Origin of the sequence: Micromonospora sp. NPDC002575, from assembly GCF_042889525.1 — a bacterium.
GTDB classification, from domain to species: domain Bacteria; phylum Actinomycetota; class Actinomycetes; order Mycobacteriales; family Micromonosporaceae; genus Micromonospora; species Micromonospora carbonacea.
Map to the genome: position 1 here is coordinate 217,826 of NZ_JBIARA010000006.1, position 19,981 is coordinate 237,806.

The window sequence follows — 19,981 nt, forward strand, 5'->3', positions numbered from 1 at the left end:
GCATCGAAGAGCTTTGTTTATCTACCTCACTAAGTCAAGCCGGCGGCCGGCGCGGGGCCGGTGGTCTGCCGGACGATCACCGTCTCGGTGGGGCACCACCGTTCCCTGGCCGGCTCGCCGTCGAGCAGCGCCAGCACGGAGGCGGCCACCAGCTCGCCGAAGTCGTGCACGTCGAGGCTCATCGTGGTGAGCTGCGGGGTGGACAGGCGGCACAGGCTGGAGTCGTCCCAGGCGAGCAGGCTCAGGTCGCGGGGGACCGCCAGGCCCAGGCCCCGGGCCACGTCCAGGCCGCCGACCGCCATCAGGTCGTTGTCGTAGATGATCGCGCTGGGCGGGTCGCCGTCGCTCAGCAGCCGGGCGGTCGACGCCGCGCCCGACTCCTCCGAGTAGTCGCCGGTCAGCACCACGGCCTCGATGCCGGCCGGGCCCGCGGCGGCCAGCAACGCGGCGGTACGGGTGCGGGTGTGCCGCAGCGTGTCCGGCCCGCTGATCCGCGCGATCCGGCGGTGCCCGAGACCGGCCAGGTGCGCGACCGCCGCCCGCACCGAGCCGACGTCGTCCCGCCTCACGGCCGGGGTGTCGCCGTCGGGTTCGCCGGCCACGACGACGGGTAGGCCGAGTTCGCGCAGCACCGCCGGCCGGGGGTCCTCGGCGGTCGGGTTCACCAGCACCACGGCCTCGGCCAGCCGGAGCTGCGCCCACCGCCGGTAGGCGGCGATCTCGGCGGCGTGGTCGGCGACGATGTGCAGCAGCACCGACCGGTTGTGCTCGGCGAGGCGTTCCTCGATGCCGGAGATGAACTCCATGAAGAACGGCTCGGCGCCGAGCAGGCGGGGCGGCCGGGCGAGCACCAGGCCGACCGCACTCGTCGTGCTCGTCGCGCCGCCGTCGCGGGTCAACGGGCCGACCCGGTCAGCGGCGCGAACTCCCCGTCGAGGCTCTCCGACACCCGGAGCCCGCGGTGGAACGGCACCAGCTCGGACTCCAGGACCAGGGCGGCGGCACCGACGGCGGACGCGGTGGCGGCGGACCGGGACAGCCGTACGTCGACGGGGTGCGCGGAGCGGGAGAACACCGCGTGCAGCTCCTGACGTAGCACGGGCAGGTAGACCGAGCCGGCGACGGCGAAGCCCGGCCCGGTCAGCACGATGACCTCCAGGTCCATCACGTTGGCCAGGGTGCGGGCGGCTGCCGCCACGTACCGCGCGGACCTCTCGCACAGCGCCAGCGCCCGCTGCTCCCCGCGCCGGGCCGCGCGGCCGATCGCGGCGAAGTCGCGGGCCACCGCCGCGGGGCCGGTGCCGGTCGTGAGGCCGAGCGCCCCGGCCAGGCCCGGGTCCGCCCGCCCCGCCGCGACCACGGCGGCGGGCCCGGCGACCGCCTCCACGCACCCCCGGGCGTCGCACCAGCAGCGCGGGCCGTCCGCGTCCACGCAGACGTGCCCCAGCTCGCCGGCGTTGCCGCTCGGGCCACGGTAGGTGATCCCGTCGATGACCAGCCCGGCGCCGAGGCCGCTGCCCATGTAGAGGGCGGCGGCGGCGCTCGCCGTGCCGAACCCGCCCGCCCAGTGCTCGCCCAGGGCGGCGGCGGTGGCGTCGTTGTCCAGCACCACCGGCAGGTCGGTCGCCTGCTCCAGGGCCGCGCCGAGGGGGAACTCCCGCCAGTGCCGCAGCTCGGGGTTCAGGCCGGCGACCCCCCGGCCGGTGAGCGGGCCGGGGAAGACCAGGCCCATCCCGACGAGCCGCACCCGGTCCACGCCGACGCTGTCGACCAGGGTCGACATCTCGGCCGCGATCCGGGAGACGACCGCCGCCGGGGCCTCGGTGCCGACGCCCGGCCGGGAGATCCGGGCCACCACGACGCCGGTCAGGTCGGTCAGGACGTACGTCATGACCCCCTGGTCGAGGCACACGCCCACGGCGTACCGGGAGGTGTGGTTGAGCCGGAGCAGGACCCGCCGCTTGCCGCCGGTCGACTCGGCGTGGCCGGTCTCGACGACCAGCCCCTCGTCGATGAGCTTGCGGACGAGGTTGGAGATGGTGGGCGCGGTGAAGCCGGTCACGCTGATCAGGCCGACCCGGCTGATCGTGCCGGCTGCCCGGATGGCGTCCAGCACCGCGGCCTTGCTGCTCGCGTGCGGCAGCTTGTCCGCCCTCGGTCCGCTCACTGCTCCCCGGTCACGCCGTCCGACTCCCCAGCAGAGCATAGGCGTTCGCCGCTGCCGCCGCGCACGCCTGCCGGCGGCCGGCACGCGGGCCCGGCCGCCCGACCCCCGCCCGGGGCGACGCTCAGCGTCGCAGTTCGCGCCAGCCCGAGCTGCCTCCGCGCCACGCCCCCGCGAGGATGCTCGCGGAGCTGTGGCTGGAGCATTCCAGCACCTTCGAGCGGCCGTGCTCACCACCGATCTGCGCCTGGACCTCCCAGCGCTGACCATCGGTGCGGATGTAGACGTCGCGACGCCCTCGTTTGGTCGCGTCCCCGTTCCACCAGTGCTCCTCGACGATCACCTCGCGACCGTACCAGCAGGCGCGGGTGCGGCGGCAGCCGCGACGGCGAGGGAATCTCGCACGAATCGCCCGGGCCGGGTCGGCCGGCTCGGCGGGTCGGGCCCAGGATGTCGGGGTACGGGCGGTCCCGTGGCTTCTGGCCTGGTGGGCGGCAGGGAGGGGGAGATCCGGGTGCTGGATCGGATGAACGAGGCGATGGCGTACGTCGAGCGGCACCTCGACCAGCGGATCGAGGTGCGCGAGCTGGCGCGGATCGCGGTCACGTCGGAGTACCACTTCCGGCGGATGTTCTCGGCGCTGGCCGGCATGCCGCTGTCGGAGTACGTGCGGCGTCGGCGGCTCACCGTCGCCGCCGCCGAGGTGCTCGCCGGGGAGCGGACGCTGCTCGACATCGCGGTCCGGTACGGGTACGGGTCGGGGGAGGCGTTCGCCCGGGCGTTCCAGGCCGTGCACGGGGTCGGCCCCGGCGAGGCCCGGCGCGGCGGCGGCGTCCTGCGGTCGCAGCCCCGGATGTCCTTCCGGCTCGTCGTCGAGGGGAGCTCCAGCATGGTGTACCGCATCGCCGAGAAGGACGCCTTCCACCTGGTCGGGCGGAAGGCCCGCGTACCGCTCGTGCACGAGGGGATGAACCCGGCCATCGCGGCGTTCGTCAGGAGCATCGACGCCGGGACGACCGAGCGGATCGCGGCCCTCTCCGACCAGGAGCCCCGGGGCGTCGTCAACGTCAGCGACAGGCTGGGGGACAACCGGGAGGAGGGCGCCGAGCTGGACTACTGGCACGGCGTGGTCACCGGCGTCACCCCGCCGCAGGACCTGGACGCCATGCCGGTGCCCGCCGGCGCCTGGGCGGTCTTCTCCAGCTCGGGCGAGTTCCCGCAGGCCCTCCAGCGCATCTGGCGGGACGTCTTCACGGAGTGGTTCCCGTCGAACCCGTACCGCAGCCGGCCGGGCCCGGAGATCCTCCGGGCCCGGGTGTCCTCCGACGGCGCGCGGGCCGACGCCGAGCTGTGGATCCCGGTGGAGCGGGTCCCGGCCTGAGCCGCGCGGCCCCGCCCGCGAGGAACGGCGGGCGGGGCCTAGACGCGGCGGCCAGCGGCGGCGACGCCGCGTGCGGCGGCTCAGCGTGCGGCGCGCAGAGCCTCGGCGAGGGTGGTCGGCTCGCGCCCGATCAGCTTCGCCAGGTCGTCGCCGTCGACGTACAGCTCGCCCCGGGCCAGGCCCAGGTCGCTGTCGGCGAGGACGGCGGCGAAGCCCTCGGGCAGGCCGGCGGCAACCAGCACCTCGGTCAGCTTCTCCGCCGGCAGGTTGGTGTAGCCGACGGCGTGGCCGGTCTGCCGGGACACCTCCTCGGCCAGCTCGGTCAGGGTGAACGCCGCGCCGCCCAGCTCGTACACCCGGTTGGTCTCCGCGGCCCCGGTGAGCGCCGCGGCGGCGGCCTCGGCGTAGTCCGCGCGGGTCGCGGCACTGACCCGCCCGTCGCCCGCCGCGCCGGTCACCCCGAACTGGAGGTACGTCGCGAGCTGGTCGGTGTAGTTCTCCAGGTACCAGCTGTTGCGCAGGATCACGTACGGCAGGCCCGACGCGGTGATCTCCCGCTCGGTGGCGAGGTGCTCCCCGGCGAGGATCATGCCGGAGCGGTCGGCGTTGGCGATGCTGGTGTAGACGACCAGCCCGACCCCGGCCTCGCGGGCGGCGGCGACGACGTTGTGGTGCTGGGCGATCCGCTGCCCGACCTCGCTGCCGGAGACGAACATCAGCCTGTCGGCCCCGGCGAACGCGGTGCGCAGCGAGCCGGGGTCGGTGTAGTCGACCTGCCGGGTGTTCACGCCGTGCCCGGCGAGGTCGGCGAGCTTGCCGGCGTCGCGGCCGAGCGCCACGATCTCCCCGGCGGGCACGCCCCGGCGCAGCAGGGCGGCGACGATCAGTTGGCCGAGGTGGCCGGTGGCTCCGGTGACGACGATGGACATCTGTGCTCCCTCTCGGTGTCGGAGACGGTCCCCTGGCCGGGGGCGGTCTCCGGGGCGGACGATCCGTCGTCCGGTGCAACGGGAAGCTTCTGCCACCACTTCCCGTTGGAGAGTAGGCACCTTGAAGTAAGCCACTAACTCATGGAGAGTGAAGGCGTGGAACCCACTCCCTTCGCCCGCGACTGCGGCAGCCGGCAGGTCCTCGACCGGATCGGCGACCGGTGGAGCGTGCTCGTCGTCCTCACCCTCGCCGACGGCGGGAAGCGCTTCAGCGAGCTGGCCCGGCGCATCGAGGGGGTGAGCCAGAAGATGCTCACCCAGGCGCTGCGCGGCCTGGAACGCGACGGCCTGATCACCCGCACCGCGTACGCAACCGTCCCGCCCCGGGTCGACTACGCGCTGACCGACCTCGGGCGCAGCCTGCTCGACCTGCTGGGCGGGCTGGAGGCGTGGGCGACGACGCACCTCGGCGAGGTCGAGGCCGCGCGCGCCCGCTACGACGCCGCCGGCTGAGCGCCCGGCCCGTGGCCGCCCGGCGGTGGGCGGCGCGCCCGGTGGGATTCCGATGTAACGGGAATCGGCGGCAAAGCGCTGCGCCCCCGAAGCGCCCGTCCGGGCGCACTCCGGACATAGGCTTCACCGGGCCGGAGGTCGGACACGGGTTCGAGGGGGCGTGTCCGGCCGCCGCCGTCCCGCCGGCACCACGCCGACGCCCACCCGAACGGGCCGCCGCAGCACCCGCCGCCGGGCCGTCGCAGCACCCGCCGCCGGGCCGGCGGTCACCCGGCCCGGGTCAGGCCGCGAGCTGGTCGACCCGGCTGAGCACCCGGTCGATCAGGCCGTACTCCCGGGCCTGCTCGGCGGTGAACCAGCGGTCCCGGTCCGAGTCCTGCTGGATCTGCTCCACGGAGCGCCCGCTGTGCCGGGCGATCAGCTCCTGAATCGTCCGCTTGACGTGCAGCATGTTCTCCGCCTGGATGGTGATGTCGGCGACCGTGCCGCCGAACCCGCCCGACGGCTGGTGCATCATGATCCGCGAGTGGGGCAGGGCGTACCGCTTGCCGGCGGTGCCCGCGCACAGCAGGAACTGACCCATCGAGCCGGCCAGGCCGAGCGCGAGGGTGGCCACGTCGTTGCGGACGTACCGCATCGTGTCGTAGACGGCCATCCCGGCGCTGACCGAGCCGCCCGGGGAGTTGATGTAGAGGTAGATGTCCCGCTCGCTGTCCTCGGCCGCCAGCAGCAGGAGCTGCGCGCAGATCTGGTTGGCCGACTCGTCGGTGACCTCCGTGCCGAGGAAGATGATCCGCTCCTTCAGCAACCGCTGGAAGACCTGGTCGCCGAAGGACGGCTGACCCCCGTCCCGCATCCACACGTCGTACCTGATCATCGCGATCGACCTCCACGCCGCCGGCGGGCGACGGACTCCGCCCAGGGGAACCGGTGCCCCCAGCGTCCGCCCGCCGGGCGCGCGGTCCCAGCGCTTCTGCCGCCGGCAGATCCGCCGACGGCAGAAACCGGCCGGGCCTAGCGGGCGGTCAGCCGCCGCCGGCCCGCCCGGGCCCGCCGCCGGGCCAGCACCCTCGCGGTACGCGCGGCGGGGCGCGCAAGCGGCGCGGACGCGAACAGCCGGATCGGCAGGACGTGCACGGCCGGGCCGGGGTGCGCCACCGCCCCGCCGACGGACACCACGGACGTGCCGAGGCCCGCCCCGCCGACGTGCAGCAGCCGGCCGCCCGCGGTCGGGGTGACCCCGCCGAGCCGGAACACCCGGTCGGCGGCCACCGGCACCCGGCACTCCACCCTCGGCCCGCCCTGCGGCGGCCCGGCCGGGTCGGCGTGGAAGCCGAGGCGCAGCCGTGGGCCGGTCTGGCCGCCCGCCGGCACCACCGCGTCCAGGTGGGCCAGGGCCGCCCGGGGCGCGGCGGGCACCCGCCGCTCGACCCGGCGCAGGTCGTCGCGGGCCTCCTCCAGCAGGTCGGACAGGCCGATGCCGAGGGCGCGACAGATCGCCGCCAGCACCTCGGAGCTGGCCTCCTTGCGCCCGCGCTCGACCTCGGAGAGGTAGGGCAGGGACACCCCCGCCGCCTCGGCCACCTCGCGCAGGGTGCGGCCCTGGCGCTGCCGCACCCGGCGCAGCACGCCGCCGATCACCCGTCGCAGCAACGACATCCGGGCCTCCTCGTGGTGGGTGCTCCTGCCCCCATCATGCCGGTTCGGCGGGCGACACACCGACCCCGGCCGTGCCGACGGCGGCCGTGCCGACGACTTCCGGCGCGGCGGCCGGCTCCCGACCACCGGCGTCGTCCCGGCCTGCCGGGCCGGTCCGGCGCGCACCGGCTATGTTGTGCACGTGCAGGCGACGGAGGCGGAGCAGGTCCCGCGGTGATCCACTTTCCCGCGCAGCGGCGGGGCCCGCTGAGCGCGCTGAGCCTGCGCCTGGCCGCCGCCCTCGGCCTGGTCTTTGCCGTCGTCACGGCGGTCTACCTCGACCGCGACGGCTACCGCGACGTCAACGAGGACGGCCTCACCCTCCTCGACTGCTTCTACTACGCGGTGGTCTCCCTCTCCACCACCGGGTACGGCGACATCACGCCGGCGGCGCCGTCCGCCCGGCTGGTCAACGTCCTGTTCGTCACCCCGGCCCGGGTGCTCTTCCTGATCATCCTGGTCGGCACCACCCTGGAAGTCCTGACCGAGCAGTACCGGACCGGCCGTCGTCTGACGCGGTGGAGGAAGAGCGTGAAGGACCACGTCATCATCTGCGGCTACGGCACCAAGGGCCGCAGCGCGGTCTCGGCGCTGCTGGAGAACGGCCTCGACAAGTCCCGGATCGTGGTGGTCGAGCGCAGCCCGGCGTCGCTGCGGCAGGCCACCTCGGCGGGGCTCGTCGCGATCGAGGGGTCGGCCACCCGCTCCTCGGTGCTCAACGAGGCGCACGTGCGCAACGCCAAGGCGGTGATCATCGCCACGGACAGCGACGACGCGTCGGTGCTGGTCGCGCTCACCGTCCGGCAGCTCACGGCCGGGCAGGTGCGGATCATCGCGGCGGCCCGCGAGGCCGAGAACGCGCCGCTGCTCAAGCAGAGCGGCGCCCACCACGTGATCGTCTCCTCCGCCACGGCGGGCCGGCTGCTCGGCCTGTCCACCTCCGCGCCGCCGCTGATCGACGTGGTGGAGGACCTGCTGACCCCGGGTCAGGGCATGGCGCTGGCCATGCGTTCGGCGGAACGCGACGAGGTCGGCCGCTCCCCGCGCGAGCTGGACGCCCTGGTCATCGCGCTGGTCCGCCGGGGCAAGGTGGTGACGCTCTCCGACCGGGCCGGCGCGGTCATCGAGACCGGCGACATGCTCGTGCACGTCCGCGACGACCGGTCCCAGCCCGCCAGCACGCCGGGCTGACCGCCCGCCGCCCGTGACCAGACGACAGGGCCCGCCACCTTCCGGTGGCGGGCCCTGTCGTCGTACGGGTGGGACGGATCAGAGGATCGTCCAGGTGTCGCCGCTGCCCAGCAGGCCGGCGAGCTGCTGCTCCGGGGTCTCGGTGACCTGTGCCTTCGCCTCCTCGACCTGGGCCTGGACCACGCTGTCGTAGGACGGGCGGTCGACCGAGCGGAACACGCCGATCGGGGTGTTGCTCAGGTCGAGCCCGGGCAGCCGGGACAGCGCGAACGCGTACGCCGGGTCGGCGACCGTCGCGTCGTGCACGACGATCTCCTCCGGGCGGACCGACGCGGTCTCCCGCACCTCCAGCCCGAAGCCGCCCGGCGGGTGCACGACGCAGAACCGGCCGTCCTTGCCGAACGTGATCGGCTGCCCGTGCTCCAGCCGGATCAGGAAGTCGTCCCGGGTGGCCGGCTCCTTGAGCTGGTCGAACGCCCCGTCGTTGAAGATGTTGCAGTTCTGGTAGATCTCCACGAACGCCGAGCCCTGGTGCTCGGCGGCGGCCCGCAGCACCGACTGGAGGTGCTTGCGGTCGGAGTCGATGGTGCGGCCGACGAAGCTCGCCTCCGCGCCCAGGGCCAGCGAGATCGGGTTGAACGGAGCGTCGGCCGAACCGGCCGGCGTCGACTTGGTGATCTTGCCGACCTCGGACGTCGGGGAATACTGCCCCTTGGTCAGGCCGTAGATCCGGTTGTTGAACAGCAGGATCTTCAGGTTGACGTTGCGGCGCAGCGCGTGGATGAGGTGGTTGCCGCCGATCGACAGCGCGTCGCCGTCGCCGGTGACGACCCACACGGACAGGTCCGGGCGGGACACCGACAGGCCCGTGGCGATCGCCGGGGCGCGGCCGTGGATCGAGTGCAGCCCGTACGTGTTCATGTAGTACGGGAACCGGGACGAACACCCGATGCCGGAGACGAAGACGATCCGCTCCCGGGGGATGTTCAGCTCTGGCATGAACTGCTGCACGGCGGCGAGGATCGCGTAGTCACCGCAGCCGGGGCACCAGCGCACTTCCTGGTCGGACTTGAAGTCCTTCGCGGTGAGCTTGAGGGCGACGGGCTCAGACATTCTTCAGGACCTCTTCCAGCATCGTCTCCAGCTCGGTGGCCGTGAACGGCAGGCCGCGGACCTGGTTGTAGCCGATGGCGTCGACCAGGTACTTGCCCCGGACCACCTGGGCGAGCTGGCCGAGGTTCATCTCGGGGATGACCACCCGGTCGTAGGAGCGCAGCACCTCGCCGAGGTTGGCGGGCATCGGGGCCAGGTGCCGCAGGTGGGCCTGCGCGACGGACAGGCCGCGCTGGCGCAGCCGCCGGCAGGCGGCGCCGATCGGGCCGTACGTCGAGCCCCAGCCCAGCACCAGCATCCGGGCGTTGCCGTCCGGGTCCTCCACCTCGACGTCCGGCACCGGGATCGCCTCGATCCGGGCCGCCCGGGTGCGCACCATGAAGTCGTGGTTCGCCGGGTCGTACGAGATGTCGCCGGTCTTGTCGGCCTTCTCCAGGCCGCCGATGCGGTGCTCCAGCCCCGGCGTGCCCGGGATGGCCCACGGCCGGGCCAGGGTCTGCGGGTCGCGCAGGTAGGGCAGGAACGTGCCGTCGTCGCCGTTGGGCGCGGTGGCGAACTCGACCCGCAGGTCGGGCAGGGACTCCACGTCGGGCAGCAGCCACGGCTCGGAGCCGTTGGCGACGTAGTTGTCGGACAGCAGGAGCACCGGGGTGCGGTAGGTCAGCGCGATCCGGGCCGCCTCGATGGCCGCGTGGAAGCAGTCCGACGGGGACTTCGGGGCGATCACCGCGACGGGGGCCTCGCCGTGCCGTCCGTACAGGGCCATGTTGAGGTCGGCCTGCTCGGTCTTGGTGGGCATGCCCGTCGACGGGCCGGCCCGCTGCACGTCCACGATGACCAGCGGCAGCTCCAGCGCCACGGCGAGGGAGATCGTCTCGCTCTTGAGCGCCACGCCGGGGCCGCTGGTGGTGGTGACGCCGAGCGACCCGCCGTACGACGCGCCGAGCGCCGCGCCGACCGCGGCGATCTCGTCCTCGGCCTGCATGGTGACGATGCCGAACCGCTTGTGCTTGCTCAGCTCGTGCAGGATGTCCGACGCCGGGGTGATCGGGTAGGCCCCGAGGAAAACCGGCAGGCCGGAGCGGACGCCCGCGGCCACCAGGCCGAGGGAGAGCGCCGCGTTGCCGGTGATGTTGCGGTAGGTGCCCGGCACCATCTTCGCCGGCTTCACCTCGTACCGGACCGAGAAGGAGTCGGTGGTCTCGCCGAAGTTCCAGCCGGCCCGGAACGCCGCGACGTTCGCCGCGACCAGCTCGGGGCGCTTGGCGAACTTGCGCTCCAGGAAGCGCAGGGTCGACTCGTACGGGCGGGAGTACATCCAGGAGAGCAGGCCCAGGGCGAACATGTTCTTGGCCCGCTCGGCGTCCTTCTTGGACACCTCCTGGTCGGCGAGCGCCCGGACGGTCATCGAGGTGAGCGCGACGGGGTGCACCACGTAGCCGTCGAGGGAGTCGTCGTCGAGCGGGCTGGCCTGGTAGCCCACCTTGGCGAGGTTGCGCTTGGTGAACTCGTCGGTGTTGACGATGATGTCCGCGCCGCGCGGCAGGTCGGCCAGGTTGGCCTTGAGCGCGGCCGGGTTCATCGCGACCAGCACGTTCGGCGCGTCGCCCGGGGTGAGGATGTCGTAGTCGGCGAAGTGCACCTGGAAGCTCGACACGCCGGGCAGGGTCCCGGCGGGGGCGCGGATCTCGGCGGGGAAGTTGGGCAACGTGGAGATGTCGTTGCCCAGCTGGGCCGTCTCCGAGGTGAACCGGTCACCGGTCAGCTGCATGCCGTCGCCGGAGTCGCCGGCGAACCGGATGACGACCCGGTCGAGTTGACGGATCTGCTTCGTCACGCCTGCCCCTCGCTTCGCTCGGCGCGGTCGCGCGGGCGGCTGAACATGATGGTGACCTCGCCTTGCCCGGCCACATGACCTCCTTGACACAGCGCTGCCCCGCACCGCCCGTGGGTGGTCCGGTCCGGTCTGGGTTCCTCCCTGAGAGCCTACGTCGGATGGGATGTCGAACCTGCCCGGTGGTCCGCCGACTGGGAACGGATTCCAGGTGCTTACGTCAGGATTTGGGGTCATTTGCCCCGCCCGCCGTAATCAGAATCACCGGTCGCCGGGCGGGTCGGTGAGCCGGCGGCGCAGGCGGCAGTGGTCCCGCCGGGAAACCGTTCCGTGACGTGCGCCGGGCCCGGCGCGGTAGGCTGACCCACCGTGACCGGTTACCTGGGCTCGTACGCGACGCTCGGGCTCCTGCTGCTCGCCGCCGCCCTCTTCTTCGTCGTGGCGTTCGGCGCGAACCGGGTGCTGCGCCCCGCCCGCCCGGCGGACCCGCCCGGCAAGCGGGCCGGCTACGAGTGCGGCCTCGACCCGGTGGGCGGCGACTGGGCCCAGATGCAGATCCGCTACTACGTGTACGCCTACCTGTACGTGTTGTTCGCGGTCGAGGCGGTCTTCCTCTTCCCGTGGGCGGTGGTGTTCGACCGGCCCGGCTTCGGGCTCGTCACGGTCGCCGAGATGGGCGTCTTCGTGGGCGTGCTGGCGCTCGGCATCCTCTACGCCTGGCGCAAGAACATCCTCCGCTGGACCTGAGCGCCGCCACCGGGCCGGTGTCGAGGCGCTGCCGGTCAGGCCAGCCCGCGCCGGGTCACGGCCGGCGGGCGGTCGCCCCGGATCGTCGCCACCATGTCCAGCACCCGCCGGGTGGGCCCCACCTGGTGGGCGCGGAAGACCCGCGCGCCCAGCCAGGCCGACAGCGCGGTCGCCGCCAGGGTCCCCTCCAGCCGCTCGGCCACGGGCAGGTCCAGCGTCTCGCCGATGAAGTCCTTGTTGGACAGGGCCACCAGCAGCGGCCACCCGGTGGCGCTGAGCTCGTCGAGCCGGCGGGTGATCTCCAGGGAGTGCCGGGTGTTCTTGCCGAAGTCGTGCGCCGGGTCGATGAGGACGCCGTCGGGGCGTACCCCCAGGGCGACCGCGCGCTCGGCGAGGCCCGTGACCGTCGTGACCACGTCGGCCACCACGTCGGCGAACGCCGCCCGGTGCGGGCGGGTGCGCGGCTCCAGCCCGCCCGCGTGCGAGCAGACCAGCCCGGCCCCGGTCTCGGCCGCGACCCGGGCAAGCGCCGGGTCCGCCCCCGACCAGGTGTCGTTGAGCAGGTCGGCGCCGGCCGCGACCGCCTCCACCGCCACCTCGGCCCGCCAGGTGTCGATGGAGATGACCACGTCGGGGAAGGCGGCCCGCACGGCGGCGATCGTGTCGACCGTGCGGCGGATCTCCTCGGCCACGTCCACCTCGTCGCCGGGGCCGGCCTTGACCCCGCCGATGTCGATGATCTCCGCGCCCTCGGCCACCGCCCGCTCCACCGCGCGCAGCGCGCTGTCCTGCGCGAAGGTCGCCCCCCGGTCGAAGAACGAGTCGGGCGTGCGGTTGACGATGGCCATCACCACCAGCTCGCCCGGCGCGAAGGTCCGGCTTCCGAGCCGAAGCGCCCCGGCCATGTCGCCTCCCGATCTCCCGCAGCCGCCGATCCGTCGCGTCCGCTGGTCTGTGGCAGCCGTCTGGTCTGTGCCAGCCGTCGATCTCCGCAGCCGCCGGCCTTCCGTAGCCGGCCGGGCGACCCGGCCGCCTCCGACGCTAGCCGGTCGCCCGGCGGTCCTTCCCGGGGGTACGACGGCACAGATCCGCACCGATCTGTGGGAGGACCGCCCGGCGGGGTCGCTCCGGGCCCGTTCGCGTGCCACGATCTCTGGCATGGGTCAGGTGCTGCTCCTGCTGGTCGTCGCGCTCACCGTCGCGGCAGTGGTCTTCGGGGTGACGGTGCTGGTCACCGGCCGCGATCCCGGCCTCGCGCCGGTCGAGCCGGACGGGCGGGCCGTTCCGCTGCCGGTCAGCCGGCCGCTGCGCGAGTCCGACGTGGGCGACGTCCGTTTCGACACGGCGCCGCGCGGGTACCGGATGTCCCAGGTCGACCAGGCCATGCGCCGGGCGGCCTACGACATCGGGTACAAGTCCGAGCTGATCGGCGTGCTGGAGGCGGAGGTCACCGCGTTGCGCGAGGGACGGGTCGCCGACGCCGACGCGCTGCGGCACACCCGCGAGCAGGCGGCCGTTGCCGCCGCCGAGCAGGCGTCGGGGGCCGACGCCGCCACCGGAGCCACCGTCGCCGCGACCGGGGCCGACATCACCGTCACCGCCGACGTCCCCGGCCCCGCCGCCGACCGGGCCGCTGACGCCTCCGCCGCCGGCGCTGACGCCCCTGCCGCTGGCACGCCGGCCGCTGACGCCTCCGCCGCTGGCGCTGACGCCCCCGCCGGTGCCGCGTCCGCTCCGGCGGCCGACCGGGACGCCGTCGGCACGTCCGTGGCCGCCGAGGCGGGCGACCGCGAGCCGACCGACCGCCCCGTCCGGTCGGAGCCGGCGTGACCGGCTCGGCGGACGCCGAGGGCCTCCGCGAGGCGGCCCAGCCCGGCGCGGGCGAGGTCACCGCCACGGTGATCGTCAACGCCCCGGCCGAGCGGGTGTTCGCCGGGCTGCTGGCCTGGGAACGGCAGTCCGACTGGATCCCGTTCACCACCGTCCGGGTCGTCGAGGGCGACGGCGGCGAGGGCAGCCTCGTGGAGGCGGTCACCTCGCTCGGGCCGGCGGTCCTGCGCGACGAGATGCGGGTGGTCCGGGTCGACGCACCGTACGAGATCGGCGTGGTGCACTGCGGCCGCCTGCTGCGCGGCCCCGGGGTGCTGCGCTGCACCCAGATCGAGGGCGGGCGCACCCAGGTCGTCTGGCACGAGTGGTTCCACGTGCCGGGCGGCACGGCCGGGCGGGTGGCGTGGCCGGTGCTCTGGCCCGGCTCCAAGGTCAGCCTCACCCAGGCGTTGAAGAAGTTCGGCCGGCTGGTCGAGCAGGGCCGCCTGCCCTGACGGCCGCTGCCGCGCCGTGCGGGGTGCGGGCGGGTGCGGGTCGGGGCGTTCCCGCCAGATCGCCGACATGGCGGGGTCCCGACGGGTCGGATACCGCCACCACGCCGGCACGCCCGCGCCCGGCCGGCGGCTCCGGCTAGCGTGTGAGCCGTGACTGACCTGGTGATCGGCGCGGACGGGCTGCCCCGCTGCGCGTGGGGAGCGAGCACCCCGGACTACGCCCCCTACCACGACCGTGAGTGGGGTCGACCCCTGCGCGGCGACGACGCGCTCTACGAGCGGATGACCCTGGAGGCGTTCCAGTCGGGCCTGTCCTGGCTGACCATCCTGCGCAAGCGCCCCGCGTTCCGGCTGGCCTTCGACGACTTCCGCATCGAGGCGGTGGCGGCCTACGGCGAGGCCGACGTGGCCCGGCTGCTGGCCGACGCCGGCATCGTGCGCAACCGGGCCAAGGTCGAGGCGGCGATCGCCAACGCCCGGGCCGCCCTGGAGCTGCCCGAGGGGCTCTCCGCGCTGCTCTGGTCCTTCGCGCCCCCGCCCCGGGCCGCCCGGCTGGCCTCGTTCGCCGAGGTGCCGGCGCTGACCCCGGAGTCGACCGCCCTGGCCAAGGCGCTGAAGAAGCGTGGGTTCCGGTTCGTCGGCCCCACGACTGCGTACGCGCTCATGCAGGCCACCGGCATGGTCGACGACCACCTGGCCGGCTGCCACGTCACCGGTCCGTCGTCGGCGTGATGGGATCGACCCCATGACCGACACCGACGACCGCCCCGACAGCACGCTCTCCGAGCGCCCCGACGGCACGGTCCCCGCCCGGCTCGACGGGGGGCGGGTCGCCGCCGCCTGGGCCGTGCTCCTCCCCCCGGGCCGCTACGACGCCGAGCGGCTCGTCCACCACGACACGCTGGAGCTGACGGGGCTGACCGGGCTGGCTGGCGACGCCGCGGCCGGCGATCCGGCCGCTGCCGCTGCCGCTGCCACTGTCACTGCCGCCGGGGCCGGGGCCGGGGTCACCGCCACCGCCGGTCCCCGCCCGGGCGACCCCGTGGCGGTGCTGACCGAGGGCCCGCTGCGCCTGGTGGCCCTGGGCCGGGTCGCCCGGGCCACCGCCGAGCGCCGCGAGGACCCGGACGATCCGCAGTCCGACCCGGCCTCCGGCGCGTTCGTGGTCGCATACACCCGGCGGGTCTTCGACGAGCCGGTGCCGGCCGACGGGCTGACGCTCAACGGGCCGGTCAGCGCGCTGCCCGCCGACGCCTACCGGGCGCTGGTCGCGCGGCTCGGGCCGCCGCCGGCCCGCCGGTCCTGGCTGGTCAGCCTGGACCTCCCGATCGAGGCGGAAACGCCGGCGGAGGCCGTCCGACTGTTCTGGTCCTACGTGCGCGACCTGGGCCCCCGCGAGCTGCCCGCCTTCGTCTCGCCGTCCGGCGACGAGCTGGCGATGCAGGCGTTCGTGCTGGGGGCCGAGGCCAACCAGGACCCGGAGGAGGACGACTGACCCGGGCCGACCCGCCCGCCCGCGGGTCCAGCGGCCCGCCAACCGGCGGCGGGTCCTCAGCGGCCCTCGAAGACGGGCTTCTCCTTGTTGACGAAGGCCATGGTGGCGGCCCGGTGGTCGGCGGTGCCCCCGCAGATCGACTGGGCCTGCGCCTCGGCGGCCAGGGCGTCGGCGAGGGTGCCGGCGTCGGCGATGGAGAGCTGCCGCTTGATCGCCCCGTACGCGACGGTCGGGCCGGCGGCGAGCCGGGCGGCCAGCTCCTGCGCGGTCGGCAGCACCTGCTCGTCGTCGTCGACCAGGCGGGTCAGCAGGCCCAGCCGGCTGGCCTCCTCGGCGGCGACCGGCTCGGCGAGCATCAGCAGCTCGACGGCCTTGGCGTGGCCGACCAGCCGGGGCAGCGTCCACGAGGCGCCGGTGTCGGCGGCGAGGCCCACCCCGGCGAAGGCCATCAGGAAGCGGGTCTTCGGCCCACCGATGCGGAAGTCGGCCAGGAAGGCCAGCGACGCGCCGGCCCCGGCGGCCATCCCCCGCACGGCGGCCACCACGGGCTTCGGCAGGTTGGCCAGCCGGGCGGCGATCGGGTTGTAGTGGGCCCGGACGGTGTCCACCGGGTTCGCGCCCGGCGACTCCAGGATCTGCACGTGCTCGCGCAGGTCCTGGCCGGCGCTGAACGAGCCGCCCGCTCCCGCCAGCACCACGGCCCGGCAGGACCGGTCGGACTCCAGCTCGGCCAGGGCGTCCCGGAGCGCCTCCTTGAGCGCCACGTCGAGCGCGTTCATCGCGGTCGGGCGGTTGAGGGTCAGGGTGACGACGGAGTCGGTGCGGTCGACGAGCAGCGGCTCGGTCACGTCTTGACGACCCTTCTCTCGCGGTTGGTGGCGTCGAGGCACTGCTCGACGTACCGGTCGGCGGCCGGCCGCAGCCGGGTGGCGTGCCGGTCGAAGAAACTGGCCGCGGCGGTGCCGGGCCAGCGCTCGGGCAGCAGCGCCGGGGGGAGCTGCGGGTCCCGGAACAGGAAGGTACGCCATGCGTGCACGAGCCGGAACCGGGCCGCGTACGCCTCCTCGTCGCCGCTGCGTGCCGTGACCGCGGCCAGCAGCGGGCGCTGCTCGGCGACGAACTGCTCGTAGGCGTGCCCGATCTCGGCGAGGTCCCAGGCCCGGCGGACCACGCCCATCGCGCCCGGGGTGCCGGCGGTGTGCGCGGCGGTGAACCGCTCGTACCGCACGCCGGCCTCCTCGAGCAGGACGTCGACGTCCTCCGCCGGCCGGGTGGCCACCCAGGTCTGCTCGTCGAGGGCGCCGTAGCCGAGGAAGCTCAGGTTGGCGGCGAGCCGCTGCCGCTCCCGGCGGGAGGCGGGGCTGTCCAGGATGAGCATGTCGAAGCGTCCGTCCCAGCTGATCCGGCCGGTCCGGTAGATCCGGGCAGCCGCCTCGTCGAGTCGCCGCGCGGCTTTCGGTGTGATCGAATAGCCCGGCCCCGAGGCCAGCCGGAGCGGGTCGAGCCAGCCCTGGCGGACCATCCGGCTGACCGCCGTGCGCACCGCCGGTGGGGCGATCCCGAGCGGAGCGAGCAACTTGACCAGGGCGGCGACCGGCGCGCGGCCACCCCGGGGTCGGAGGTGGTCGCCGTACAGGTCGAAGAGTGCCGACCGTGCCTGCATGACCGCACATTGTGACAGGCCATCTCAAGATAAGCTAGGTCCTGTTACATCAATGCCTCTTCGGTTTGGGTCCGGCGGTGTTCATCAGGGAAAATCGTTGGTCGACACCGCCGTGCACGTCGCGGTGGGTGATGGCGAAGAGGCTGTGGGGCAACCCACCGACCCTGTTGCAGGTCTGAGGGGAGACAACATGGCGGCGATGAAGCCGCGGACGGGCGACGGTCCGCTGGAAGTCACCAAGGAGGGCCGGGGCATCGTCATGCGGGTTCCGCTGGAGGGTGGTGGCCGGCTCGTCGTCGAGATGACTCCCGACGAGGCCAACGCGCTCGGTGACGCACTGAAGGCAGCCGCCGGCTGACCGAGGCACGGTCCGGGCGGCGGTCGCCGCGCGGGCGGTTCACACCTCCCTGAGCCACCGGCCCCGCCGGTGGCTCAGGGCTTCACCCTGGCCCGAGCGCGTCCGGGCCCTTCTCCCGACCCATCTGGAGGTCGTTCCAGCGTGCTTGCCATCCGCCTGGTGGGTGGACCCGAGCGGTCCGAGGCCCTGGCCCTGCCCATCCGACCCGACGGGACGGCCGAGGAGGGTGCGGCGCAGGCCACGGTCCTGCCCGGGCTGCCGGCGCTGGCCGACGACCTGCTGGCCGAGGCCACCGCCCTGGTCCCGGCGGCCCGGGCCGCCGGGCGGGCCGGCGAGGTGCACGTCCACCTGCGGCCGGGGCGCGTCCCGACGCGGCTGCTGCTGGTCGGGGTCGGCGAGGGCGACGAGCCCGGATGGCGGGCGGCGGGGGCCGCGCTGGCCCGGGCGGCGTCCGGTGAGACACATCTCACGATCATGATGCCGGTCGATGCCACTTCCGGCGCGGTGCGCGGCCTCGTCGAGGGGCTGCTGCTGGCGTCGTACCGCTTCCGGCTCACCGAGGCCGGCGAGGCCCCGGCGCTGGCCGGCGTCGACGTCGCCGTCGGCGACCCGGCCCCCTACGCGGACGCGGTCGAGCGGGCCGAGATCACCGCCCGGATGACCCGCCTGGCCCGGGACCTGACCAACACCCCGTCCTCGGTGAAGAACCCGCAGTGGTTCGCCGAGCAGGTCGAGGCCGCCGTGGCCGGCCGACCCGACCTGCGCCTGCGGGTCCGGCAGCCCGACGAGCTGGCCGCCGAGGGCTTCGGCGGCATCCTCGCCGTCGGCGGCGGCTCCGCCAGCGGCCCGCGCCTGGTCGAGCTGGACTGGCACCCCGCCGACGCGCGCACCCACGTCGTCCTGGTCGGCAAGGGGATCACCTTCGACACCGGCGGCATCTCCATCAAGCCGGTGCCCGCCATGAAGCTGATGCGCAAGGACATGGCCGGCGCCGCCGCCGTCGTGGCCGCCACGCTGGGCGCGGCTGCCCTGCGGCTGCCGGTCCGGATCACCACCCTGGCGCCGCTGGCGGAGAACGCGGTCAGCGGGTCGGCGTTCCGCCCCGGCGACGTGATCACCCACTACGGCGGCGTCACCAGCGAGACCACCAACTCCGACGCCGAGGGGCGGCTGGTGCTCGCCGACGCGCTGGCGTACGCCGTCGCCGAGCTCAAGCCCGACCTGCTGATCGACCTGGCGACCCTGACCGGGGCGAACATGGTGGCGCTCGGTAAGCGCACCGGCGCGCTCTACTCCGACAACGACGAGCTGGCCGCCGACGTGCTGGCCGCGATCGACGCGGCCGGGGAGTCGGCCTGGCGGATGCCGCTGCCGGCCGACTACGTCGAATACCTGGGCAGCGACGTGGCCGACCTCTACAGCGCCCCGAACCAGGGCGGCGGCTCGGTGCTGGCCGCGCTCTACCTGCGCGAGTTCACCGGCGACCTGCGGCAGCGCTGGCTGCACGTCGACATGTCCGCGCCCTCGTGGGCCGACGGCGACGCCGCCGAGCTGACCCGGGGCGCCACCGGCTGGGGGGTGCGCGGCCTGCTGCGCTGGCTGGCCACCCTCGGGTGAGGGTGGAAGGAGGGGCCCCCTGTTAACGCCTGCGGTTGAGCAGGGGTCCCCTGTTAACAGCTCAGCACTTCACGGCGGCGAGCAGGCCCTGACCGACCGGGAGCAGGGCCGGCGTCCAGTCCTCGGACTCCCGGAGCGCCTTGATCGTCTCCCGGGTGGTCACCGTCTCCACGTCCCGGGCCGCCGGGTCGCCGATCCGGCCGTCGGCCAGCGTGCCGTGCAGGGCGAGCACCCCGCCGCGGCGCAGCAGCCGCAGCGCCGCGGCCACGCAGGAACTGAAGTTGGTGGCCTCGGTGTCGACGAAGACCAGGTCGTACGCGCCGTCGGCGAGCCGGGGCAGCACGTCCAGCGCCCGGCCGGTGATGATGCGGGTGCGCCCCGAGGGAAAGCCCGCCTCGGCGAAGATCCGGCGGGCGATCCGCTGGTGCTCCACCTCGACGTCGATGGTGGTGAGGACGCCGTCGGCGCGCATGCCCCGCAGCAGCCACACCCCGCTCACGCCGGTGCCGGTGCCGATCTCCACCACCGCCCGCGCGCTTCCGGCGGCGGCGAGCAGCCGCAGCGCCGCCCCCGTGCCCGGGGTCACCGCGTCGAGGCCCACCTCGCGGGCGAGACTGCGGGCGGTCCGCAGCACGAGGTCCTCGGTGACGTACGACTCGGCGAACTGCGACGCCGGGGTCGTCGAGCTGCCGGAACTGGCGGCCGTGGCGATGGGACACCTCCGTCGGGGGCGGGTTGGCGGTATGAGCCTAGAGGCGGGGGCGAACGGACGCAGCCGCGAGTCCGGTGCCCGACGATCACGGCGGAACCTCCCCGATCGGGCGGTTCCCACCGGGCGGTCACGCACCGCAACCACTGACTGCACTCGCGGCATTCGTGTAATCCTGGATGCGGTATCCCCGTCGTCGGACCGGCCAGCCCTGCCGGCCCGGGGCGAGGGGGCCGGGGACGACT

General features: G+C 74.4%; 22 protein-coding genes. 10 read left to right on the forward strand and 12 right to left on the reverse strand.

Annotated elements, in window-relative coordinates:
* Window positions 1–29: 29 nt before the first annotated feature.
* The 3 genes from ACFYWL_RS12340 to ACFYWL_RS12350 all read right to left on the reverse strand — a co-directional run bounded on the left by ACFYWL_RS12340 (window position 30) and on the right by ACFYWL_RS12350 (window position 2,507).
* A complete protein-coding gene (locus tag ACFYWL_RS12340) occupies window positions 30–899 on the reverse strand; it encodes a LacI family DNA-binding transcriptional regulator (protein WP_386971058.1) in 870 nt (289 codons plus the stop codon).
* Window positions 896–2,167 (reverse strand): ROK family protein, encoded by a 1,272-nt coding sequence (locus ACFYWL_RS12345; RefSeq protein WP_386971061.1) that lies wholly within the window; start codon window positions 2,165–2,167, stop codon window positions 896–898. The genes ACFYWL_RS12340 and ACFYWL_RS12345 overlap by 4 nt, the downstream gene beginning before the upstream one ends.
* 121 nt (window positions 2,168–2,288) lie before the next feature.
* Window positions 2,289–2,507 carry a hypothetical protein gene (locus tag ACFYWL_RS12350; protein WP_074477028.1) on the reverse strand — a complete coding sequence of 73 codons (219 nt, stop codon included), beginning with the start codon at window positions 2,505–2,507 and terminating at the stop codon, window positions 2,289–2,291.
* Between the two features lie 171 nt (window positions 2,508–2,678).
* Here ACFYWL_RS12350 and ACFYWL_RS12355 point away from each other — a divergent pair, with 171 nt between their 5' ends.
* Window positions 2,679–3,545: a helix-turn-helix domain-containing protein gene (locus ACFYWL_RS12355; protein ID WP_386971325.1), complete on the forward strand. Its 867-nt coding sequence runs from the start codon at window positions 2,679–2,681 to the stop codon at window positions 3,543–3,545.
* 80 nt (window positions 3,546–3,625) lie between these two features.
* On the opposite strand, the gene ACFYWL_RS12360 is transcribed toward ACFYWL_RS12355, so the two are convergent.
* Complete coding sequence (locus tag ACFYWL_RS12360; protein ID WP_386971064.1) at window positions 3,626–4,474, reverse strand: SDR family oxidoreductase; 849 nt, start codon at window positions 4,472–4,474, stop codon at window positions 3,626–3,628.
* 141 nt (window positions 4,475–4,615) lie between these two features.
* Here ACFYWL_RS12360 and ACFYWL_RS12365 point away from each other — a divergent pair, with 141 nt between their 5' ends.
* Window positions 4,616–4,987: a winged helix-turn-helix transcriptional regulator gene (locus tag ACFYWL_RS12365; RefSeq protein WP_386971067.1), complete on the forward strand. Its 372-nt coding sequence runs from the start codon at window positions 4,616–4,618 to the stop codon at window positions 4,985–4,987.
* A gap of 280 nt (window positions 4,988–5,267) precedes the next feature.
* Here ACFYWL_RS12365 and ACFYWL_RS12370 read toward each other — a convergent pair whose 3' ends face one another.
* A complete protein-coding gene (locus tag ACFYWL_RS12370; RefSeq protein WP_386971070.1) occupies window positions 5,268–5,864 on the reverse strand; it encodes a ClpP family protease in 597 nt (198 codons plus the stop codon).
* Window positions 5,865–6,001: 137 nt separating this feature from the next.
* Window positions 6,002–6,646, reverse strand: coding sequence for a helix-turn-helix domain-containing protein (locus ACFYWL_RS12375; RefSeq protein ID WP_386971072.1), 645 nt, complete (start codon window positions 6,644–6,646; stop codon window positions 6,002–6,004).
* 213 nt (window positions 6,647–6,859) lie between these two features.
* Here ACFYWL_RS12375 and ACFYWL_RS12380 point away from each other — a divergent pair, with 213 nt between their 5' ends.
* Window positions 6,860–7,876, forward strand: coding sequence for a potassium channel family protein (locus ACFYWL_RS12380; RefSeq protein ID WP_386971075.1), 1,017 nt, complete (start codon window positions 6,860–6,862; stop codon window positions 7,874–7,876).
* 78 nt (window positions 7,877–7,954) lie between these two features.
* On the opposite strand, the gene ACFYWL_RS12385 is transcribed toward ACFYWL_RS12380, so the two are convergent.
* On the reverse strand, window positions 7,955–8,989 hold the full coding sequence (locus ACFYWL_RS12385; RefSeq protein ID WP_386971078.1) for a 2-oxoacid:ferredoxin oxidoreductase subunit beta: 1,035 nt from the start codon (window positions 8,987–8,989) through the stop codon (window positions 7,955–7,957).
* Window positions 8,982–10,826, reverse strand: a complete 1,845-nt coding sequence (locus ACFYWL_RS12390; protein ID WP_386971081.1) for a 2-oxoacid:acceptor oxidoreductase subunit alpha — start codon at window positions 10,824–10,826, stop codon at window positions 8,982–8,984. Before ACFYWL_RS12390 ends, ACFYWL_RS12385 begins: the two co-directional genes overlap by 8 nt.
* Before the next feature lie 366 nt (window positions 10,827–11,192).
* Here ACFYWL_RS12390 and ACFYWL_RS12395 point away from each other — a divergent pair, with 366 nt between their 5' ends.
* The gene (locus ACFYWL_RS12395; protein WP_386971084.1) at window positions 11,193–11,570 is read left to right on the forward strand and encodes an NADH-quinone oxidoreductase subunit A; all 378 of its coding nucleotides are present in this window, start codon (window positions 11,193–11,195) and stop codon (window positions 11,568–11,570) included.
* A 35-nt stretch (window positions 11,571–11,605) separates the two neighbouring features.
* On the opposite strand, the gene folP is transcribed toward ACFYWL_RS12395, so the two are convergent.
* Window positions 11,606–12,475 (reverse strand): dihydropteroate synthase, encoded by an 870-nt coding sequence (gene folP / locus ACFYWL_RS12400; RefSeq protein WP_386971086.1) that lies wholly within the window; start codon window positions 12,473–12,475, stop codon window positions 11,606–11,608.
* A 253-nt stretch (window positions 12,476–12,728) separates the two neighbouring features.
* Between folP and ACFYWL_RS12405 the strand changes: the two genes are divergently transcribed.
* The 4 genes from ACFYWL_RS12405 to ACFYWL_RS12420 all read left to right on the forward strand — a co-directional run bounded on the left by ACFYWL_RS12405 (window position 12,729) and on the right by ACFYWL_RS12420 (window position 15,389).
* Window positions 12,729–13,400, forward strand: coding sequence for a DivIVA domain-containing protein (locus ACFYWL_RS12405; protein WP_386971089.1), 672 nt, complete (start codon window positions 12,729–12,731; stop codon window positions 13,398–13,400).
* Window positions 13,397–13,894, forward strand: a complete 498-nt coding sequence (locus tag ACFYWL_RS12410) for an SRPBCC family protein (protein WP_377582720.1) — start codon at window positions 13,397–13,399, stop codon at window positions 13,892–13,894. The genes ACFYWL_RS12405 and ACFYWL_RS12410 overlap by 4 nt, the downstream gene beginning before the upstream one ends.
* A 150-nt stretch (window positions 13,895–14,044) precedes the next feature.
* A complete protein-coding gene (locus ACFYWL_RS12415; protein WP_386971092.1) occupies window positions 14,045–14,626 on the forward strand; it encodes a DNA-3-methyladenine glycosylase I in 582 nt (193 codons plus the stop codon).
* A 13-nt stretch (window positions 14,627–14,639) separates the two neighbouring features.
* A complete protein-coding gene (locus tag ACFYWL_RS12420; RefSeq protein WP_386971095.1) occupies window positions 14,640–15,389 on the forward strand; it encodes a hypothetical protein in 750 nt (249 codons plus the stop codon).
* Window positions 15,390–15,445: 56 nt separating this feature from the next.
* Here ACFYWL_RS12420 and ACFYWL_RS12425 read toward each other — a convergent pair whose 3' ends face one another.
* The gene (locus ACFYWL_RS12425) at window positions 15,446–16,237 is read right to left on the reverse strand and encodes an enoyl-CoA hydratase/isomerase family protein (protein WP_386971098.1); all 792 of its coding nucleotides are present in this window, start codon (window positions 16,235–16,237) and stop codon (window positions 15,446–15,448) included.
* A complete protein-coding gene (locus ACFYWL_RS12430) occupies window positions 16,234–17,052 on the reverse strand; it encodes a PaaX family transcriptional regulator C-terminal domain-containing protein (protein ID WP_386971100.1) in 819 nt (272 codons plus the stop codon). The genes ACFYWL_RS12425 and ACFYWL_RS12430 overlap by 4 nt, the downstream gene beginning before the upstream one ends.
* Window positions 17,053–17,242: 190 nt before the next feature.
* On the opposite strand from ACFYWL_RS12430, the gene ACFYWL_RS12435 reads away from it, so the two are divergent.
* Together ACFYWL_RS12435 and ACFYWL_RS12440 are read left to right on the forward strand one after the other, a co-directional pair.
* The gene (locus tag ACFYWL_RS12435) at window positions 17,243–17,410 is read left to right on the forward strand and encodes a DUF3117 domain-containing protein (protein ID WP_007455245.1); all 168 of its coding nucleotides are present in this window, start codon (window positions 17,243–17,245) and stop codon (window positions 17,408–17,410) included.
* Window positions 17,411–17,551: 141 nt separating this feature from the next.
* Window positions 17,552–19,027, forward strand: coding sequence for a leucyl aminopeptidase family protein (locus ACFYWL_RS12440; RefSeq protein ID WP_386971102.1), 1,476 nt, complete (start codon window positions 17,552–17,554; stop codon window positions 19,025–19,027).
* Window positions 19,028–19,088: 61 nt separating this feature from the next.
* On the opposite strand, the gene ACFYWL_RS12445 is transcribed toward ACFYWL_RS12440, so the two are convergent.
* The gene (locus ACFYWL_RS12445) at window positions 19,089–19,739 is read right to left on the reverse strand and encodes an O-methyltransferase (protein WP_386971331.1); all 651 of its coding nucleotides are present in this window, start codon (window positions 19,737–19,739) and stop codon (window positions 19,089–19,091) included.
* Window positions 19,740–19,981 lie beyond the last annotated feature (242 nt).

What these genes read in the sequence shown, in the direction of transcription:
- ACFYWL_RS12435 (WP_007455245.1), top strand. Translation starts at nt 17,243, where the DNA reads ATGGCGGCGATGAAGCCGCGGACGGGCGACGGTCCGCTGGAAGTCACC.
- ACFYWL_RS12405 (WP_386971089.1), top strand. Translation starts at nt 12,729, where the DNA reads ATGGGTCAGGTGCTGCTCCTGCTGGTCGTCGCGCTCACCGTCGCGGCA.
- ACFYWL_RS12385 (WP_386971078.1), bottom strand. Translation starts at nt 8,989, where the DNA reads ATGTCTGAGCCCGTCGCCCTCAAGCTCACCGCGAAGGACTTCAAGTCC.
- ACFYWL_RS12375 (WP_386971072.1), bottom strand. Translation starts at nt 6,646, where the DNA reads ATGTCGTTGCTGCGACGGGTGATCGGCGGCGTGCTGCGCCGGGTGCGG.
- folP (WP_386971086.1), bottom strand. Translation starts at nt 12,475, where the DNA reads ATGGCCGGGGCGCTTCGGCTCGGAAGCCGGACCTTCGCGCCGGGCGAG.
- ACFYWL_RS12365 (WP_386971067.1), top strand. Translation starts at nt 4,616, where the DNA reads ATGGAGAGTGAAGGCGTGGAACCCACTCCCTTCGCCCGCGACTGCGGC.
- ACFYWL_RS12360 (WP_386971064.1), bottom strand. Translation starts at nt 4,474, where the DNA reads ATGTCCATCGTCGTCACCGGAGCCACCGGCCACCTCGGCCAACTGATC.
- ACFYWL_RS12430 (WP_386971100.1), bottom strand. Translation starts at nt 17,052, where the DNA reads ATGCAGGCACGGTCGGCACTCTTCGACCTGTACGGCGACCACCTCCGA.
- ACFYWL_RS12420 (WP_386971095.1), top strand. Translation starts at nt 14,640, where the DNA reads ATGACCGACACCGACGACCGCCCCGACAGCACGCTCTCCGAGCGCCCC.
- ACFYWL_RS12370 (WP_386971070.1), bottom strand. Translation starts at nt 5,864, where the DNA reads ATGATCAGGTACGACGTGTGGATGCGGGACGGGGGTCAGCCGTCCTTC.